This window comes from Paraflavitalea speifideaquila (assembly GCF_032395985.1).
Classification (GTDB): domain Bacteria; phylum Bacteroidota; class Bacteroidia; order Chitinophagales; family Chitinophagaceae; genus Paraflavitalea; species Paraflavitalea speifideaquila.
In genome coordinates, this window is record NZ_CP135920.1 from 2,733,421 (window position 1) to 2,750,793 (window position 17,373).

Genomic DNA, 17,373 nt, shown 5'->3' on the forward strand with positions numbered 1-17,373 from the left:
AGATCAAGGTCTGGAAGGAGGACAGGTCGCCCAGGTGTTGAAATTGGTAGACAAGCCACTTTGAGGTGGTGGTGCCTTAACCGGTGTGCAAGTTCGAATCTTGTCCTGGGCACTTTAGAAGCCTTCTAAGTCTTAAAACTTAGGAGGCTTTTTTGTTTTTGGAGCATTATTCTGTTTTGAATATCAAACTTTGTTCTAATAACTCCATCACAATAGCTTCAAAGTGCAAATACAAATGTATGCTCCTTTGTAATCGCCTCGTTAACGTCGATAACCGAAAGGTTACTTTTTGGGAGATGAAATTGGCTACCGAATGTATATAATCAAATTGCAGACTCAGGCTATCTCGGCCCCATGAAACGGTCACCATTGAAATGTATCATATGCTCAGGAAAGTCAACTACCCAAACCTCTGTTTCCCAAGCTATGTTTGTTGAATGTTTTTTAAATTCTGCAAAGTCTGGGAATGCAGAAACATATACTTTACCTGCTTTGCAATCTTTGAGAAGATCTTCTAATTCAATTACTCGCTTCGGCGAAACGGGACCATGTGAAGTAACTGCTTCAATTAGATAAAGCCAATTCTTTTGTGTGTCTCCGAGTAGCCTAAAAAATCGTATTGTTTAGTTGCCTAATTTTGCTTTAAGCCGTAGTGATGGCTTGTGTTTTTTTCCACTGGTGGGGTAAGAGTTTCCTGAGTTGCGCGGTAGTCATCTCGTTGATGTTATGACTAAGCACTTCGCGGAGCCACTCATAAGGGTTTACGGTATTAAGTTTGCAGGTAACCAGCAGCGAGTATAAGAGGCCTGCTCTTTTGGCCGCTTCATGCGAGCCACAGAACAGGTAGTTTTTGCGTCCGACAGCCAGGTTTTTCATACAGCGCTCTATGGGATTATTATCAATATGCAAATGATTAGTAGAGGCATAGAGACTTAAGCCGTCCCAGCGTTTGATGCTGTAAGCTATAGCCTGTGCTATAGGGCTTTTCGGTTTTAGCTTTACATACACCTGCTTCATCCACTCTCCCAGTTCTTTTAAAATAGGCACAGATTGTTCTGTCCGCCGCACTTTGATCTGGTCCGGGTTGAGCTGCTCTTCTCTACATTGCTCCTCGATCTTATAAAGCTTCGCTATCTCGGTCAAAGCATATTCTGCCCGAACTTTATCATTGCCTTTCGCCTCATAAAAATGACGGCGGGCATGGGCCATACAAAAGAACACATGTATTCCTTTGATGTCCAACTCTTCATAGACATCATAACCATCTACCTGCAAGTGACCCTTAAAATGTTGTAAGATATGTTTGGCTGCCAATGTATCCCTCCCCGATGATAATCAAAGTAGATCAGTTGCCCGTTATGCGTTAAGTACGTCCAGTAATACCCCTGGTGGGTATCTTTCTTCTTATTCCTGTCCAGAACCTGTATGGTTGTTTCATCACCATGCCAATAATCATATTGGTACATCTCATGCAGGTGCAGATGGCCCAGTGGCGCTACCACGTTCGCAACCTGCCGTACCCAATCGGTAATGGTTGAATAAGCAATGGTGACATTACTTCTCTTGAAGCAGTCCAACTGACGATTCAGCGGTTTATGATCTATAAACTTATCTATAATGATCTGTGCTAACAACTCCGGCGTGGCAATGCTCTTAGACAAGGCTTGCTCTGGAAGATGCGCCTGCACTATACGATGCTGATCAGGCCGTTCTGCTACAGAGCATTTATACTGAGGGATAATAGTACGTTGGAGAAATATTTCTCCCGGCTTCCAGCCAAGCTGTTCCTTTACTTCTTCTCCCACCTTCTCGCATCCGCTCACATCTTCCGGAGGCTCTATCACGGTCTCTTCCACCCGTAGATGATCCGGAAAGGCATTGGCTAACCCGTTTTCCCGTTGAACCTGTTTTTGCTTTACGTAACTTATCTTTTGAACATCAGCAAGGTTGGTTGCTTTATACCCCTGCTCAAAGGAAAGGCCTAATTCCTGCTGTTGCTGTAAAGGGAAGGAACAAACTTCTCAGTCTTAAAACCACCCAGTAACTTCGTTAGTTGATACAATTGATATTGAAGCTGCGTTACCTGATCGCGTAATTCTTTATTGCTTTGTAATAGCTCCTGGTTGTTTTGTAGTAATTGTCCATTATTTTGTTGCTGTAGTTGCAGCATTGGAAGCAGTTGCTCATAGAGCGCTTTGTAATCTATATTTTCTGCTGCTGCTGACATTATACAAAGATAGCCCGGCTATGCATTTAAGCTATATCGTATAACCGAAAGTTATACAGCCGATGCGTGGATAAACCCGCATTCAAAAATGATTTTAAAAAACAGCACCAAAAAATGTGGATAACCCGGCCTGTTTTTCTTAAAATAAAAAACGTTGCCATTTTTCGATGGCAACGTCAAATATATTCAACCCATGATCCATAAGGATTACATCGTACCGATGTACCGCTTTCGAAAAACGCTTTCTTCAAAGAAACGCCCTGTAAGATCATACTTAATTGTTTAGCCGTAATACTACTGTGAGTGCCTTCCATAATACCTGCCGGTAACTCAAAGGTACCTTCCTCTAATCGCTTATAGTATAAGCTAAAACCATCCCCTTCCCATTCTAACGCCTTCAGGTGCGTTTGCCGTTTGTTCAAAAGATAAATACATCACCCGTCTGAATTTCCATTCCCAGTTCGTTGGTAACAAGCCCGCTCAAACCGTCAAAACTCTTCCTTACATCCGCCCACTTATGATACAACCAGTAATGGGTGCCGTTGTTGATCTGTAACATAAGTTAACTGATTAAAGCTTTTAAAAAACTCACAGATGGCTCCCGGTAAAAACGGATGCCCCGGTATTCCGCAAAGAGATCCTGGGAAATGGAAACCTCTTGCTGCCCTGTCACTGTTAGCAAAGTGAAACTACTTTGATTCTCCATCGGCTTATCTTCCAACCGGGCGTGATATTTCTTCTGCCAGTAGTGATATGTACCAGGTGAAAGATCATACAACTCACAAAAATCTTTTACTGTCATCGAACTGGCTTCATGTTCAGCTATCAACGCGAACATTTTTGCTCCTTCGATAAGCCACTTGATTGCTTTTGTTCCATACGTTTACATTTTTGATAAGCCCAAAAAGTAAACTTTTTATAATATCTTAATTTTTAGCTACTCGGAGGTACACTTTGAGAAAGTAGCCGCCGTATTGAAACCTGGCGGACATCTGTATATTGGAGAACTACATCCTTTCAAACAATATACCGGCAGCAAGGCCCGGTTTGATACGGACGAGGGCACGCAAGTAGTAGAATGTTTTAACCATCATGTATCCGATTTTGTACAGGCAGCTCAACAATATGGCCTGCTGCTAACAGCCATAGAAGAATACTTTGATGACAATAACAGGAAGGAGATACCCAGGATACTGACCCTGTTACTTAGAAAGGTGTACCTCCGAGTAGCTAAAAATTAAGATATTATAAAAGTTTACTTTTGGGCTTATCAAAATGTAAACGTATGGAACAAAAGCAATCAAGTGGCTTATCGAAGGAGCAAAAATGTTCGCGTTGATAGCTGAACATGAAGCCAGTTCGATGACAGTAAAAGATTTTTGTGAGTTGTATGATCTTTCACCTGGTACATATCACTACTGGCAGAAGAAATATCACGCCCGGTTGGAAGATAAGCCGATGGAGAATCAAAGTAGTTTCACTTTGCTAACAGTGACAGGGCAGCAAGAGGTTTCCATTTCCCAGGATCTCTTTGCGGAATACCGGGGCATCCGTTTTTACCGGGAGCCATCTGTGAGTTTTTTAAAAGCTTTAATCAGTTAACTTATGTTACAGATCAACAACGGCACCCATTACTGGTTGTATCATAAGTGGGCGGATGTAAGGAAGAGTTTTGACGGTTTGAGCGGGCTTGTTACCAACGAACTGGGAATGGAAATTCAGACGGGTGATGTATTTATCTTTTGAACAAACGGCAAACGCACCTGAAGGCGTTAGAATGGGAAGGGGATGGTTTTAGCTTATACTATAAGCGATTAGAGGAAGGTACCTTTGAGTTACCGGCAGGTATTATGGAAGGCACTCACAGTAGTATTACGGCTAAACAATTAAGTATGATCTTACAGGGCGTTTCTTTGAAGAAAGCGTTTTTTCGAAAGCGGTACATCGGTACGATGTAATCCTTATGGATCATGGGTTGAATATATTTGACGTTGCCATCGAAAAAATGGCAACGTTTTTTATTTTAAGAAAAACAGGCCGGGTTATCCACATTTTTTGGTGCTGTTTTTTAAAATCATTTTTGAATGCGGGTTTATCCACGCATCGGCTGTATAACTTTCGGTTATACGATATAGCTTAAATGCATAGCCGGGCTATCTTTGTATAATGTCAGCAGCAGCAGAAAATATAGATTACAAAGCGCTCTATGAGCAACTGCTTCCAATGCTGCAACTACAGCAACAAAATAATGGACAATTACTACAAAACAACCAGGAGCTATTACAAAGCAATAAAGAATTACGCGATCAGGTAACGCAGCTTCAATATCAATTGTATCAACTAACGAAGTTACTGGGTGGTTTTAAGACTGAGAAGTTTGTTCCTTCCCCTTTACAGCAACAGCAGGAATTAGGCCTTTCCTTTGAGCAGGGGTATAAAGCAACCAACCTTGCTGATGTTCAAAAGATAAGTTACGTAAAGCAAAAACAGGTTCAACGGGAAAACGGGTTAGCCAATGCCTTTCCGGATCATCTACGGGTGGAAGAGACCGTGATAGAGCCTCCGGAAGATGTGAGCGGATGCGAGAAGGTGGGAGAAGAAGTAAAGGAACAGCTTGGCTGGAAGCCGGGAGAAATATTTCTCCAACGTACTATTATCCCTCAGTATAAATGCTCTGTAGCAGAACGGCCTGATCAGCATCGTATAGTGCAGGCGCATCTTCCAGAGCAAGCCTTGTCTAAGAGCATTGCCACGCCGGAGTTGTTAGCACAGATCATTATAGATAAGTTTATAGATCATAAACCGCTGAATCGTCAGTTGGACTGCTTCAAGAGAAGTAATGTCACCATTGCTTATTCAACCATTACCGATTGGGTACGGCAGGTTGCGAACGTGGTAGCGCCACTGGGCCATCTGCACCTGCATGAGATGTACCAATATGATTATTGGCATGGTGATGAAACAACCATACAGGTTCTGGACAGGAATAAGAAGAAAGATACCCACCAGGGGTATTACTGGACGTACTTAACGCATAACGGGCAACTGATCTACTTTGATTATCATCGGGGAGGGATACATTGGCAGCCAAACATATCTTACAACATTTTAAGGGTCACTTGCAGGTAGATGGTTATGATGTCTATGAAGAGTTGGACATCAAAGGAATACATGTGTTCTTTTGTATGGCCCATGCCCGCCGTCATTTTTATGAGGCGAAAGGCAATGATAAAGTTCGGGCAGAATATGCTTTGACCGAGATAGCGAAGCTTTATAAGATCGAGGAGCAATGTAGAGAAGAGCAGCTCAACCCGGACCAGATCAAAGTGCGGCGGACAGAACAATCTGTGCCTATTTTAAAAGAACTGGGAGAGTGGATGAAGCAGGTGTATGTAAAGCTAAAACCGAAAAGCCCTATAGCACAGGCTATAGCTTACAGCATCAAACGCTGGGACGGCTTAAGTCTCTATGCCTCTACTAATCATTTGCATATTGATAATAATCCCATAGAGCGCTGTATGAAAAACCTGGCTGTCGGACGCAAAAACTACCTGTTCTGTGGCTCGCATGAAGCGGCCAAAAGAGCAGGCCTCTTATACTCGCTGCTGGTTACCTGCAAACTTAATACCGTAAACCCTTATGAGTGGCTCCGCGAAGTGCTTAGTCATAACATCAACGAGATGACTACCGCGCAACTCAGGAAACTCTTACCCCACCAGTGGAAAAAAACACAAGCCATCACTACGGCTTAAAGCAAAATTAGGCAACTAAACAATACGATTTTTAGGCTACTCGGAGACACACTACTCGGAGACACACTGTAATACTACTGTGAGTGCCTTCCATAATACCTGCCGGTAACTCAAAGGTCCCTTCCTCTAATCGCTTATAGTATAAGCTAAAACCATCCCCTTCCCATTCTAATGCCTTCAGATGTGTTTGCCGTTTATTCAAAAAAATAAATACGTCACCTGTCTGCATTTCCATTCCCAGTTCGTTGGTGACAAGCCCGCTCAAACCGTCAAAACTCTTCCTTACATCCGCCCACTTGTGATACAGCCAGTAATGGGTGCTGTTGTTAATCTGTAACATGAGTTAACTGATTAGAGCTTTAAAAAAACTTACAGATGGCTCCTGGTAAAAACGGATACCTCGGTATTCCGCAAAGAGATCCTGGGCACTGGAAACTTCTTGCGACTCCGTCACGTTAAGCAAAGTGAAACTACTTTGGTTCACTATCGGCTTATCTTCTAACCGGGCGTGATATTTCTTTTGCCAGTAGTAATACCTCCCAACCGACAGATCGTATAACTCACAAAAATCTTTTACTGTCATTGTACTGGCCTCATGTTCGGCTATCAGTGCAAACATCTTTTGCTCCTTCGATAACCCATTTACTTGTTTCTGTTCCATTTGTTTACTTTTTTTTGATAAACCCAAAAAGTAAACATTTTTCGACGCCTTAGTTTTTAACTCCTCGGAGGTACACTTCGGTAGTATGTATTGAGATTGATCAATTACATCCGGTCGGGAACTTTGATGCCTAGAATGTGCATAGCTGAAGAAATAACGTTCACTGTCATCTGACACAGTTGTAACCTTAATTCTTTCTTCTCCTCCGTTTCGGCTGTTAGTACCCTCAATTCAGTTACAAAAGTACTGAAGGTTTGAGCCAGCTTAAACACATACAGCGCAATGGCTGATGGATTCATTTCAACCTTCGCTTGTTCTAAAATGGTGGGATATTTTTCTAATTCAATGATCACATTCTTTTCTAAGGGCAGTAGAGAACCTGTAAGTTTAGCTTTGCTTGGCTGTTCCTTTCTTAAGATTGATTTAGTACGGGCATGTGTGAATTGAATAAACGGCCCCGTAAAGCCAGTGAATTCTATCGACTCTTCAGGATTAAATACCATTCTCTTTTTAGGATCAACCCGCAGCAGGAAGAACTTTAGGGCGCCCAATCCAAGCGTATCGTATAAACCGGCCAATTCATCTTCATTAAAGTCTTTTACCTTACCCAGTTCCTCCGTTTTTTGTTGGGCTATCTGTACCATACCATCTACCAGGTCATCAGCATCTACTACCGTACCTTCGCGACTTTTCATTTTGCCGGTGGGCAATTCCACCATACCATAGCTAAGATGGAAAATTCCGTCGGCAGCAGGTAGACCTAATTTTTGTGCAATCAGCTTCAATACTTTGAAATGATAGTTCTGTTCGTCACCTACCACATAAATGCTTTGATCGCATTTGTATTCTTCATATTTATTGACTGCTAGTCCAATATCCTGTGTAATGTATACCGAAGTGCCGTCACGGCGGCGAACGATCTTTTGATCGAGCCCGTCAGCCGTAAGATCAATCCACACACTGCCATCTTCTTTCTGGAAGAACACCCCTTTCTTTAATCCTTCTTCTACCAGGTCTTTACCCAATAGGTAGGTATCACTCTCATAATAGATCTTGTCAAAATCACTCCCGATGCGTTTATACGTAGCATCAAAGCCGGCATACACCCAACTGTTCATTTCTTTCCAGAGTTGGAGGACAGCTGGTTTTCCTGCTTCCCAATCCAGTAACATTTGTTGAGTTGCTTTCATCAACTCAGTCTTATTTTGCGCTATTTCTTTTATTTCTCCATTTTCGTCCTCGATCTTTTCCTCGATGGAAATAATAGGCTTAAGAAGTTTCTGTAATTGCTTTTGTGCGGCCTCTTTTTCTTTTGTGTCAAGATTGTCAAATTCTGACCCATCAAAAAATTTTATAATACTTTTCCAATTAATGCTATGTTGTATTGCCTTTTCGATTAATTCTTTAAGTCTTGAGTCAATTTTCTCAACAGCATTTTGGTCTAACGAGACAATGGCTTTTTCTAGTAGAGACTCCAGCTTTTCCTTAGCCTCTACATGTTTTTGCAACTTTATTCGATCGTTCTCGTCAAATAAGCTAAAATCTTTACTCTGAATTTTAGCTAATATCGGCTTGGTCTGTTTTGATAATTCGTCATTGAATTTGACATAATAATTTCCTACAAAATGATCTCCTTTTGTATGTGTTGATTCAGGGGTCGCTCCATTTGCAAATAATTGCCAGGCCAGCATACTTTTGCAAATATGGATACCGCGATCATTTACAATGCAAGTCTTAATTACTTCATCTCCGTTCGCCTTAAAGATTTCGGCGATACTCCAACCTAAAAAATTGTTTCTCAGATGACCTAAGTGGAGCGGCTTATTGGTGTTAGGCGACGAGTATTCGACCATCACCCGATGTCCGCTTTTCTCTTTTCGGCCATAGTTGGAATTGTTGAATTCTGAATGCAGAAATTGTAGCCAAAAACTATCAGAGAGACTTAGATTTAAAAACCTTTAATGACGTTATATTTCTCGAAAAGTTCGGGATTTGTTTGGATGAGATTATCTCCAAGTTCCTGACCAAGGACTTCAGGACTTTTTCAATGCTTTTACTTGAGAAAAGAGAACAATTGTATAGTCGCCTTCAAATTCGGACTTGGTTTCATTGACTTGAATCTCAGAAGATGGAATATGAACTTTATATAAATGCTCAAATTGCTTGCTTACTACTTCTTGAATTATCGAAACCAGTGCCATGTTTTAATTTTGAGGGTGCAAAAATAAGACAATAGAACGGATAATATATCATTGATAATCAATGGTTTTTTTGTGAGGTAGATTCAATCGTCGTATCAGGAACTACAAAACCTTGCGTTTTAGTAAGGTCACTTTGGGGGTGTCTTGCTTACAAGAACTAAAGAAAATTGTCAGAACTAAAATATGCTTTAGTCGCATTTGTTTTTACATAAGATTCAAACAATAAGCCTTTCCACAAATAGCAGTGAGTGTCTAACTAGTGTCTGTCCATAAAGTCTCAATTTCTATTGTCTAACCAAACAGTCTATAAATAATGTAGACATTATGGATATTATTTTAAATGACTTTTTCAGGTATTTTCAGGGTTTATCATTTTTTTGAGGCATGATAAGCGTTTTTACCATTTTCTTTTACTCCAGGACATGCCTTTCCCTGTACTGCTTTATAAGTAGGCGGTATCAGGCTGTTTTTAGTAAAGACAGCATGGCCGCCGTCATTACCCGTATGTTATACCCAATAACGCTCCACATTACTTTGGCCTCAAAATGTTCAAATCCTTTCCAATTACAACGGAACAATCCAAACCCTCTTTTTATGTTGGAGATATTGGCTTCTATGCCGCTTCTCCATTTCTTTAATCTGGTTGCCCGGTTCTTACTGCTTACTTTATTTTGAAGACTGCCTACTATCTTATTGAATACAATATTCACAATACCCTTTTTCTCTGCATACTTCAGGTTATCTTTAGAAGCGTAGCCACCATCGGTTACAATATCACGGGGAACGACCCCATATGTCTTCTTAATTTTATCAATGGTTCCCGCGTACAGCGATTTATCTGATGGGTTGCCCCTTAACACTTCGCAGCTTACAATCAGATTGCTTTTACCTGTCACCAGATTGATCTTATGACCAAATGCAGCTTCCCGCTGACCTTTAACAATGATATCTGTATGCTGCTCATAGATTGAAAATATTTTCTCTTCATTCGGTACTTTCAAGCCCATAAGCTCTTTACGCTCAGCAATACTATATACATGCTCCATTACGGGCAGCAATTGTTCCAGGGATAGTTCGATGCACATTCCTCTAAAACTAAAGCTTGACTTTTTTTTTTACTGCATTGGCTACCTGGTTAATGCTATTGGTGAAAATATTCAATTGCTTTTGAATAGGTCTGCCCGCTTGTCTGCGCTTCGTGTATTATTAATCTTAAAAATAACCGCTTGGCTCGTTTGCGATAATCCTGCCATTCAAGCTGGCTCGCTTCTTCCTGCAACTGCTCCAGCAACCGGTGACTATCTTTAATACAATCCCACACCAGGGAATTGTTTGTAGGGTAGTGAATATTAGTTTCTACTACCGTACTGTCCTGGCGCAATTGATTGATGTCTTCCAGCCCTTCGTGAATGGCTATCTTGTTTAGTTCTACCAGCAACCGTTCCAGATTTTCTGCTTTGATTCGTGAGATGTATTTGTGGTACACCTGGAAACTGTATGGACGCAGATCATCAATTTTTACAAACCGGGCGCAAATACGGGAATCACCCTGATGGTATTCCAACTCCCGGTAATCCAATTGCTTCAACTCTTTATAAATTGCCGCCCTCACGATCTGTTCTACACTGGGAACGTCTTGTCTGCCAAAATCACTGCGTTTGTTGCCTTCCGTAATATCTTCTGCCACATAATTCAACAACCTCGGGTGATGATCAAGGATGGTATCCATCAATCCAAATTCCGGATTGTTGGCCCAGTCAGCTTGCTGAAACTTCAATTGCAAGGGTTCAAATAATTTCATGCGCATGACACAAAATTGCAAAAATATCTTTTCAAAGATCAACCCAACTAATTACTAATCAAAATTTTATGACTTTATGGACAGACTCTAACTAATAGCGCACAACGGTAAAGCATTGGCGATGTGGCGGTATTCTGTGTACCGTCTGCCAGGTGCCGCTGCTAATTAAAGATATAAAAGCAGATTGTTTATTCTGTTGCTTGGCTTTATTTGTCTGCTGGTAATCGAAGCCGAATAGCGAACCAAAAGTTGAGAATATATTCGTCGCCCCGCCATATTGCCAATGCAATGTTGGGCGTAGGTTTTATTTCAATTTAATAGTTCGGCTATTTGTTTGTTTTCTCTTGCTTTAGCTAACGTCAAAGCAGTGTGACCTTCTGCTTCAATATCTTTGTCCGCCCCATTCATTAGTAGCAATTTCAACAATTCTAGATGACCCATCTCAGCAGCTCTATGCAAAGCCGTGAATCCTCTATTATCTTTTGCATTCACAAAAGCACCTGATTTCAAAAGTGTCTTTAAATGCTCTATTTTGTTAGACTCCACAGCATTCATAATAGGGGTCGCACCTTGCGTAGTTTTTACATTTGGGTCTGCGCCTAGTTCTAAAAGTTTTTGCATTGGCTCGATGCTTTCCGTTGCTATTGACCAATGCAAAGTAGCTAACCCATCACCTGCTAAGGAATTTACATTTATTCCATTTTTTACTTGGTTCTCAATTTCATTTATGTTAGACTTTGCAACTGCTATATGCAACAAAGAATGCGAACGCATTTTTCTGTTGCCGGTGCTATGAATGTTTCGTCGAATGTTCCTATATGTGCCATGTTCCCATAACTTGAAAATGCCCAAAGTACTGCATTTCTTGTATTTGTCTCAAATTCTTTTAACAAAGGGGCAGGAACAATTTGTCCGATTGAATGACTGATTAATAGAAAATTTAAAAAGGAATTTGAGAACTCATTCGTTTCCCCTTCAGTAAATTCACCAATTATGTTCTCAATAAACAAATGGTCGTTTTGTTGTGAAGTTTTAGCAATTACAAAAACCTGTCTTAACCAGCTACGAATGAAAATCAAAAATTCCCCGTCGAAATAGATAGCCCATTTATGCTCCATTGTATTAGGTGTAAATAACACTCCTGGTGCTAGAACGCCGTCAATGGGCAATACAATATTTGATGAGATTGTTCTGTTACTGTTTGGCTTCTGTCCCCAGAAAAATGTACCGTCTTCTGCTCCATAGGAAATGGCGTTTGTTGCCATTTGAGGGTCTTGGGAAGTTGAAAGCATTGCCTGACTTATTGGTCGTAAATCAAGCAATCTTAAGCCCCAAGGATTTTCTGATGCTTCTATCCAAGGTAAATCGTCTTCCGAACTCTTAGGTTCTTGTTTTTTATTCGTGCCGAAAAGTTTTTTTAAAAAGACATGTTATGTTGTTTGTTACGAAGTCACTCTAAACTTACTGCCAACGACCGGGTATTGCCGAAGGCGGGATATTCATTGCCTGTCCAGCCCGGAACTACAGCCGAATAAAGTAATAAAAGTATAAGTTAACAAGTCGTGTTGAACAGTATTCCGTCAAGCCCAGATGCAGTACAGAATTGATTTGCAGCTGATTGATCTTCCGTCTGCCCCGCTTTTGGCAATACTTTTGTTTTGGGTAGTTATATAATGACAGCTTCTCCAACAATCCTTTCTCCCTCATGAATCCACCATGTTCTACCCTTGTCAAGATATTTTTCAATTGGTTGATTAACTAAAAACCGAACAGTTACGTCTTTTGTCTCACCGGGTTCGATTGTGGATTGCCCCTCGAAAATAATGTCACCAATATATGTTTGTAAGAGTTGATCTTTGTTGTACTCAAAGACATGATTCGGTCTGTATCCACTAACAAATCCGTTCTGTCTGCCACCGTCTTCGGTCTTCTTCACAGTCAGCTTGGCCTTTATTGAAATAAGTTCTCCGGGATTTTCGTATTCCAAATCTCTGATGCTTGCTAAAGTATACTTGTCATAAGCCATAATATCAAACACTTTTGATTGTTCAGTGTCCAACCAACGTTTGTATATGATATTACCGTTCATGTACAGGTATAGTTCATTATTATCGGTTATTTCCTTAAAGATTGCCATTGTCAATTAATTGCCCATAACGAGCAGGGATTTATGCAGGTTGGGTATTAGCATTCCGTCTGCCGGTAACCGCTGCTGATTGAAAATATAAAGTTGAATTTAAGAACTAATGTTGAGATTTATTCGTCCAGCCTGATACAGCCTGGATTTGTAATTTGCTGATGCTACGATGTCAGGCCCAACTTGCATAAAACCCAATATTGGCTACCCTTTTTTTCGTCCACAAATGACAATGAAAAATTATTAATCTTCTGGATTAAGTCTAAACATTATATCTGTTCGCAAAACATATTTTATGACTTGTCTCACTGAACTGCCTTCGTGTTCTAGGTCGTGAAAAATATAAGTGCTGTACCTTGTTTCGGTTGAATAGTCAAATTGGTAAAAGTTGTCTCACCACCTTCATAATTATCGTTAAGGTAAATCATGAAAGTAAAATAACTTGCCTCTATGTCGTTACGAATAAAACTTTGGTCTCTGTGTCTTTTAAATTCTTGCCCTATTTGATATTTATAAAACCGAAATAGTTCGTTGAGTCCGACTGCTTTGCTGTTGCCAATTTGTGCAGGTGCAAATGGGTTGAGTTTTTGCCAAAGTTTGTCTGCTAAAATTGTGTCTTTGTAAACAACACGATTATTATTACGAACTGTTTCTACTACAATTTGTCCTTTTTCTGTGTCAATTGTTGCTGGCTCATAACCAATTAGTTCACTTTTGAAATAAAATCTTCACACTCTTGTTTTGTCCAAAAGTTGTCAATTGTAAATATGTTATTTGTCAAACTGTACAATTGCATAATGGTCGTTTAAAATGGCAGCCAAACTCTCAAATATACTCAAGTTAAATTATTCTGCAAATTCATTCATTCATTCATTATCACTTATTTTATATAACATCAATAGGTTATGCAGCAAATTGCGCTTGCGCATTTTGTATTACCATTATTGCAAATGGCTTACGATGGTTAAAAATATCAGCAAGATTTCATTTGAGCCAGGCACACACAAGGAAAAGGATGTGATCTGGATAAGGTTTGATTATGATAAAGCGCTGATCAGCGAGGTCAGAGCGCTTACCGCTTCCGCCTGGAGCCAATCTAAGCAATGCTGGTATGTTTATGATACAAATGCTTACAGAAAGATGTTTGGAATGGAACCTGTTCCTGCCCGTAAAGAAACCATTCTTCAGGTCCATCCTGTAAATCAGCCGGCTTTCATAAAGCTCCGTGAAACGCTTGAACTGAAAATGTATAGCCATAGTACGATAAAAACATACACGATAGAATTTGCACAACTACTGTACATACTTAAAAGCTATCCTGTAGATGAGCTTTCCCCACAGCGCCTCCGTAGCTGTTTTTTATATTGTGTCCACGAAGTAAAGTTGTCTGAAAATACATGGCATTCCCACCTTAATGCTGTTAAGTTTTACTTTGAACAAGTATTGGGAAGGGAAAAATTCTGTACAGATATCCCCCGACCTAAGAAGCCTTCTTTGCTACCCAGGCTGGTTAGCGAAAAGGAGATAACGAAAATACTGGAACATACAGTACACCCCAGACATAATCTGATGCTGAGGCTCTGCTACGGAATGGGGCTGCGTGTTAGCGAGATTGTAAACATTCGCATAAGAGATATAGATAGTCAGGCTATGCAGGTGCTGATAGCAGGCGCAAAAGGTAAAAAGACCGTTATGTAAATCTACCCGTCCCGGTGTTGGAAGCATTGAGCGCCTATTACCGGGAAAATAAACCGGTTGAGTATCTTTTGAAGGACAGTATGGTGGGGCATATAGTATTCGAAGCCCACAGCAGGTTTTTAAAATGCTATGAAAAAGGCGAAGGCCAATAAAAAAATAGGCATCCACGGATTGCGTCACAGCTATGCTACCCACCTGCTGGAGTATGGCACAGATATAAGCCTGATAAAGGAATTATTAGGACACAACGATAGTAAGACGACCTTGCTTTATACTCATGTAAGCAATGCAGAAAAGGGCAAGATCAAATGCCCGCTTGACAGGATTTTGTAAACACAGTTTTAGGAAGAAAGAGGGATGCCAATTTTTAGCACAAGGCTGCATGGTCTACCGGGCTAAAGGACCTGCGAGGCCGGCATTTATGATCCGCAAAATCTGCGTTTCCAATCCGTGTAATCAGCGTTTCCAATCAGCGGGTATAATTCAAAAAGCTGCTCTTATTCAGAACAGCTTTTTGCAGATTTAGGGTTAAACAACAAGTTCAGTATCAAATATGTGCTTTTTAACTGATTAATTGTCAAGTATACTTTTTATTGATCGCCGTCAAAGTAGAACTACGTAAATCGTTATAGTACTACGGTTTATGGGATTTTATTATATGTGCGCCGAATGATGCGAAGATATTACCACTATCAACATAAAACGGTATGGAAGGAACAGTGAATTGAATTACTTTTGCAGCGCAAGAAAATACTGATGTTCAAGGACGCAATCATTGCTATAATCGACTTCTTTTACCCGCCCTTCCGTAAATACATGACCCCGCAAACTTTCCGGTATGCGGCCTGTGGCGGGGAAATACCCTGCTGGATATATTCTTATACTGGGTAAGTTTCCATTTTGTCCTGAAAGGGCAGGACCTCCATTGCCCTTTGTTACCATCAGCGCCAAAATCGCAGCCTTCCTCATCGCTTTTGCCATCAGTTTTCCCACCGGTTATTTCCTCAACAGGAATATTGTGTTCCCGGGTTCTACCCTCCAGGGACGTGTACAGCTATTCCGGTATTTTTATTGGTGGTGATTTGTATAGTGCTCAACTATGTTTTCATCACACTGTTTGTAGACAAATTCGGGATCTTTCCCACCATTGCCAAAGCCCTTACCACCATCATTGTCGTTTCCTTCAGTTACCTCACCCAAAAGAACTTTACCTTTAAAATAGAAAATGCCGAAGATGATCCTTCGGCACCTGCTACTGATCATAAATAATCATGGCTATCCCTGTTGTGGCAAGGGCTCTGTCATACTGAACCAATTGCCCACACCATCCGTAATAATACATTCAATGCCGTAGAACTGTTCCTTGGGTGCTGATTTGAATTCTACCCCTTTCGCTTTTAGTTCCTCATAAGTAGCCCGGCAGTCCGGGGTATAGAATGCGCCGGCGCCCATCAGTCCACGGTCTAGTAAGAGTTTGATGGCCTTGGTAGATTCCTCGTCAAAGCCTGCCAGTGGCATCAGGATGATCTCCAGGTCCGGTTGATCGGGGGCATTGAGAGTAAGCCAGCGAAAAGGAGCCGGACTTCCATCTTCCTGCTTTAATCCGCCTTCATCATCACAACCCGTATCTCCTCCCTGCATCGTTACATCAGTATGTACTTTGAACCCCAGCTTATTGACATAAAAATCATATGCCTTGTCCTGATCCAGGACAAATATGGACATGTGCGACATTTTGGTAATCATATAAGTTGTTATTTGAGTAACCAAAGCTATTGAATGGGCGAGGAAACCACTTATTGGATCTTGCTTTTGTGCTGAGAAGTCGGAAAAGACGGGAAGTCGGAAGTCGGGAAGTCGGGAAGACCGGAAGCAAGACCGTGATTAGTATATTGCTTACCGACTTCCGGACTTTCCCGACTTTCGGACTATTCAGGAATGCCGAAAGAAAAAGGCAGCGATGCTGTATTGCTTACTGACTTTCGGACTTTCCCGTCTTCCCGACTTCCGGACTTTCCCGACTTTCGGACTATTCAGGAACGCCGGAAGAAAAAGGCAGCGATGCTGTATTGCTTACCGACTTCCGGACTTTCCCGACTTTCGGACTATTCAGGAACTCCGGAAGAAAAAGACAGCGATGCTGTATTGCTTCCCGACTTCCGGACTTTCCCGACTTTCGGACTATTCAGGAACGCCGGAAGAAAAAGACAGCGATGCTATATTGCTTACCGACTTTCGGACTTTCCCGACTTTCGGACTATTCAGGAACGCCGGAAGAAAAGACAGCGATGCTGTATTGCTTACCGACTTTCAGACTTTACTGACTTTCGGACTTTCCCGTCTTCCCGACTTCCGGACTTTCCCGACTTTCGGACTATTCAGGAACGCCGATTTATTGTAGTATATTTGAAATAAGAAAATGGCCAATGGAACTCACGCCCGACATATACGAACGGATAGTGGCTGCCAAGTTATTCATGGATCTGAATTACCATGAACCCATTAACCTGGAGGATATCCTGCAAGGCTTGTTTTTCACGTTTCCATTTTCATCGTTTATTCAGCCGCATCTACCGTAAAACACCCCATCAATACCTTACCCGCAAAAGGCTGGACAAAGCCCAGGAATTATTGGCCCAAAATAAAGGCGTAACAGAAGTTTGCAATGAAGTAGGCTTTGAAAGCATCAGCTCATTCAGCGTACTCTTTAAAAAAGAGGTAGGTATCGGACCGCAGCATTACCGCAATATGCAGTTGATGAAAAACAAAAGGCCCGGGTACAGCCCAGGACCTTTATTCCACATTGTTTTATTGAAGGCTATCAACTGGCAAAGTGACCTGCTCTTTGCCCGATATCAAGGCCATCGCCATACAACTTGCCTGCTTATGCTATAGC

At 41.2% G+C, this 17,373-nt stretch carries 21 protein-coding genes, 1 tRNA gene and 5 pseudogenes; 12 read left to right on the plus strand and 15 right to left on the minus strand.

The window, feature by feature from the left end; genetic code table 11:
• Nucleotides 1–28: 28 nt before the first annotated feature.
• Nucleotides 29–112 (plus strand) — tRNA-Leu (locus RS881_RS18760).
• Nucleotides 113–341: 229 nt separating this feature from the next.
• On the opposite strand, the gene RS881_RS59615 is transcribed toward RS881_RS18760, so the two are convergent.
• The 6 genes and pseudogenes from RS881_RS59615 to tnpA (RS881_RS18785) form a co-directional block, all read right to left on the minus strand.
• Nucleotides 342–620 carry a BsuBI/PstI family type II restriction endonuclease gene (locus RS881_RS59615; protein ID WP_350340225.1) on the minus strand — a complete coding sequence of 93 codons (279 nt, stop codon included), beginning with the start codon at nucleotides 618–620 and terminating at the stop codon, nucleotides 342–344.
• 22 nt (nucleotides 621–642) lie between these two features.
• Entirely contained in the window at nucleotides 643–792 is a 150-nt protein-coding gene (locus RS881_RS59620) for a transposase domain-containing protein (protein ID WP_350340209.1), read from the minus strand.
• A pseudogene (gene tnpC / locus RS881_RS59625) lies at nucleotides 790–1,856 on the minus strand (IS66 family transposase); the annotation flags it as partial. The gene RS881_RS59620 and the pseudogene tnpC (RS881_RS59625), both read right to left, overlap by 3 nt.
• A 125-nt stretch (nucleotides 1,857–1,981) precedes the next feature.
• The gene (locus tag RS881_RS18775) at nucleotides 1,982–2,227 is read right to left on the minus strand and encodes a hypothetical protein (RefSeq protein ID WP_315815411.1); all 246 of its coding nucleotides are present in this window, start codon (nucleotides 2,225–2,227) and stop codon (nucleotides 1,982–1,984) included.
• Between the two features lie 176 nt (nucleotides 2,228–2,403).
• Nucleotides 2,404–2,786 (minus strand): annotated as a pseudogene (gene tnpB / locus RS881_RS18780) (IS66 family insertion sequence element accessory protein TnpB).
• A 3-nt stretch (nucleotides 2,787–2,789) separates the two neighbouring features.
• Nucleotides 2,790–3,056 (minus strand): IS66 family insertion sequence element accessory protein TnpA, encoded by a 267-nt coding sequence (gene tnpA, locus RS881_RS18785; protein WP_315818468.1) that lies wholly within the window; start codon nucleotides 3,054–3,056, stop codon nucleotides 2,790–2,792.
• 145 nt (nucleotides 3,057–3,201) lie between these two features.
• Between tnpA (RS881_RS18785) and RS881_RS18790 the strand changes: the two genes are divergently transcribed.
• The 5 genes and pseudogenes from RS881_RS18790 to RS881_RS18810 all read left to right on the plus strand — a co-directional run bounded on the left by RS881_RS18790 (nucleotide 3,202) and on the right by RS881_RS18810 (nucleotide 5,979).
• Nucleotides 3,202–3,468: a hypothetical protein gene (locus RS881_RS18790; protein WP_315822471.1), complete on the plus strand. Its 267-nt coding sequence runs from the start codon at nucleotides 3,202–3,204 to the stop codon at nucleotides 3,466–3,468.
• A 94-nt stretch (nucleotides 3,469–3,562) separates the two neighbouring features.
• Nucleotides 3,563–3,829, plus strand: coding sequence for an IS66 family insertion sequence element accessory protein TnpA (tnpA, locus tag RS881_RS18795; RefSeq protein ID WP_315818468.1), 267 nt, complete (start codon nucleotides 3,563–3,565; stop codon nucleotides 3,827–3,829).
• A 3-nt stretch (nucleotides 3,830–3,832) separates the two neighbouring features.
• A pseudogene (gene tnpB, locus RS881_RS59630) lies at nucleotides 3,833–4,185 on the plus strand (IS66 family insertion sequence element accessory protein TnpB).
• Nucleotides 4,186–4,450: 265 nt separating this feature from the next.
• Nucleotides 4,451–5,832: pseudogene (gene tnpC, locus RS881_RS18805) on the plus strand (IS66 family transposase); the annotation flags it as partial.
• The gene (locus tag RS881_RS18810; protein ID WP_315824535.1) at nucleotides 5,833–5,979 is read left to right on the plus strand and encodes a transposase domain-containing protein; all 147 of its coding nucleotides are present in this window, start codon (nucleotides 5,833–5,835) and stop codon (nucleotides 5,977–5,979) included.
• Between the two features lie 31 nt (nucleotides 5,980–6,010).
• Here the strand turns inward: RS881_RS18810 and tnpB (RS881_RS59635) are convergent, their stop codons facing one another.
• From tnpB (RS881_RS59635) to RS881_RS59640, 8 genes and pseudogenes are all read right to left on the minus strand, one after another.
• The gene (gene tnpB, locus RS881_RS59635; RefSeq protein ID WP_350340138.1) at nucleotides 6,011–6,319 is read right to left on the minus strand and encodes an IS66 family insertion sequence element accessory protein TnpB; all 309 of its coding nucleotides are present in this window, start codon (nucleotides 6,317–6,319) and stop codon (nucleotides 6,011–6,013) included.
• Nucleotides 6,320–6,322: 3 nt separating this feature from the next.
• On the minus strand, nucleotides 6,323–6,640 hold the full coding sequence (tnpA, locus tag RS881_RS18815) for an IS66 family insertion sequence element accessory protein TnpA (RefSeq protein WP_315815416.1): 318 nt from the start codon (nucleotides 6,638–6,640) through the stop codon (nucleotides 6,323–6,325).
• 104 nt (nucleotides 6,641–6,744) lie between these two features.
• Nucleotides 6,745–8,493: an arginine--tRNA ligase gene (gene argS, locus RS881_RS18820; RefSeq protein WP_315824536.1), complete on the minus strand. Its 1,749-nt coding sequence runs from the start codon at nucleotides 8,491–8,493 to the stop codon at nucleotides 6,745–6,747.
• Between the two features lie 806 nt (nucleotides 8,494–9,299).
• Nucleotides 9,300–10,648: pseudogene (locus RS881_RS18825) on the minus strand (ISNCY family transposase).
• 303 nt (nucleotides 10,649–10,951) lie between these two features.
• A complete protein-coding gene (locus RS881_RS18830; protein ID WP_315822472.1) occupies nucleotides 10,952–11,401 on the minus strand; it encodes an ankyrin repeat domain-containing protein in 450 nt (149 codons plus the stop codon).
• Nucleotides 11,389–11,964: a hypothetical protein gene (locus tag RS881_RS18835; RefSeq protein ID WP_315822473.1), complete on the minus strand. Its 576-nt coding sequence runs from the start codon at nucleotides 11,962–11,964 to the stop codon at nucleotides 11,389–11,391. Before RS881_RS18835 ends, RS881_RS18830 begins: the two co-directional genes overlap by 13 nt.
• A gap of 344 nt (nucleotides 11,965–12,308) precedes the next feature.
• Nucleotides 12,309–12,701 carry a hypothetical protein gene (locus RS881_RS18840; protein ID WP_315822474.1) on the minus strand — a complete coding sequence of 131 codons (393 nt, stop codon included), beginning with the start codon at nucleotides 12,699–12,701 and terminating at the stop codon, nucleotides 12,309–12,311.
• 404 nt (nucleotides 12,702–13,105) lie between these two features.
• Nucleotides 13,106–13,483 (minus strand): 2OG-Fe(II) oxygenase, encoded by a 378-nt coding sequence (locus RS881_RS59640; RefSeq protein ID WP_350340226.1) that lies wholly within the window; start codon nucleotides 13,481–13,483, stop codon nucleotides 13,106–13,108.
• 256 nt (nucleotides 13,484–13,739) lie between these two features.
• On the opposite strand from RS881_RS59640, the gene RS881_RS18845 reads away from it, so the two are divergent.
• From RS881_RS18845 to RS881_RS18860, 4 genes are all read left to right on the plus strand, one after another.
• A complete protein-coding gene (locus tag RS881_RS18845) occupies nucleotides 13,740–14,477 on the plus strand; it encodes a tyrosine-type recombinase/integrase (RefSeq protein ID WP_315822475.1) in 738 nt (245 codons plus the stop codon).
• A gap of 129 nt (nucleotides 14,478–14,606) precedes the next feature.
• The gene (locus RS881_RS18850; protein ID WP_315822476.1) at nucleotides 14,607–14,810 is read left to right on the plus strand and encodes a tyrosine-type recombinase/integrase; all 204 of its coding nucleotides are present in this window, start codon (nucleotides 14,607–14,609) and stop codon (nucleotides 14,808–14,810) included.
• Nucleotides 14,811–15,315: 505 nt separating this feature from the next.
• Nucleotides 15,316–15,558: a hypothetical protein gene (locus RS881_RS18855; protein WP_315822477.1), complete on the plus strand. Its 243-nt coding sequence runs from the start codon at nucleotides 15,316–15,318 to the stop codon at nucleotides 15,556–15,558.
• A gap of 8 nt (nucleotides 15,559–15,566) precedes the next feature.
• The gene (locus RS881_RS18860) at nucleotides 15,567–15,746 is read left to right on the plus strand and encodes a GtrA family protein (protein WP_315822478.1); all 180 of its coding nucleotides are present in this window, start codon (nucleotides 15,567–15,569) and stop codon (nucleotides 15,744–15,746) included.
• A 6-nt stretch (nucleotides 15,747–15,752) separates the two neighbouring features.
• Here RS881_RS18860 and RS881_RS18865 read toward each other — a convergent pair whose 3' ends face one another.
• Nucleotides 15,753–16,202: a VOC family protein gene (locus tag RS881_RS18865; protein ID WP_315822479.1), complete on the minus strand. Its 450-nt coding sequence runs from the start codon at nucleotides 16,200–16,202 to the stop codon at nucleotides 15,753–15,755.
• Nucleotides 16,203–16,614: 412 nt separating this feature from the next.
• Here RS881_RS18865 and RS881_RS18870 point away from each other — a divergent pair, with 412 nt between their 5' ends.
• Nucleotides 16,615–16,878: a hypothetical protein gene (locus tag RS881_RS18870; RefSeq protein WP_315822480.1), complete on the plus strand. Its 264-nt coding sequence runs from the start codon at nucleotides 16,615–16,617 to the stop codon at nucleotides 16,876–16,878.
• A 92-nt stretch (nucleotides 16,879–16,970) separates the two neighbouring features.
• Nucleotides 16,971–17,372 (plus strand): helix-turn-helix transcriptional regulator, encoded by a 402-nt coding sequence (locus RS881_RS18875; RefSeq protein ID WP_315822481.1) that lies wholly within the window; start codon nucleotides 16,971–16,973, stop codon nucleotides 17,370–17,372.
• Nucleotide 17,373: the final 1 nt, after the last annotated feature.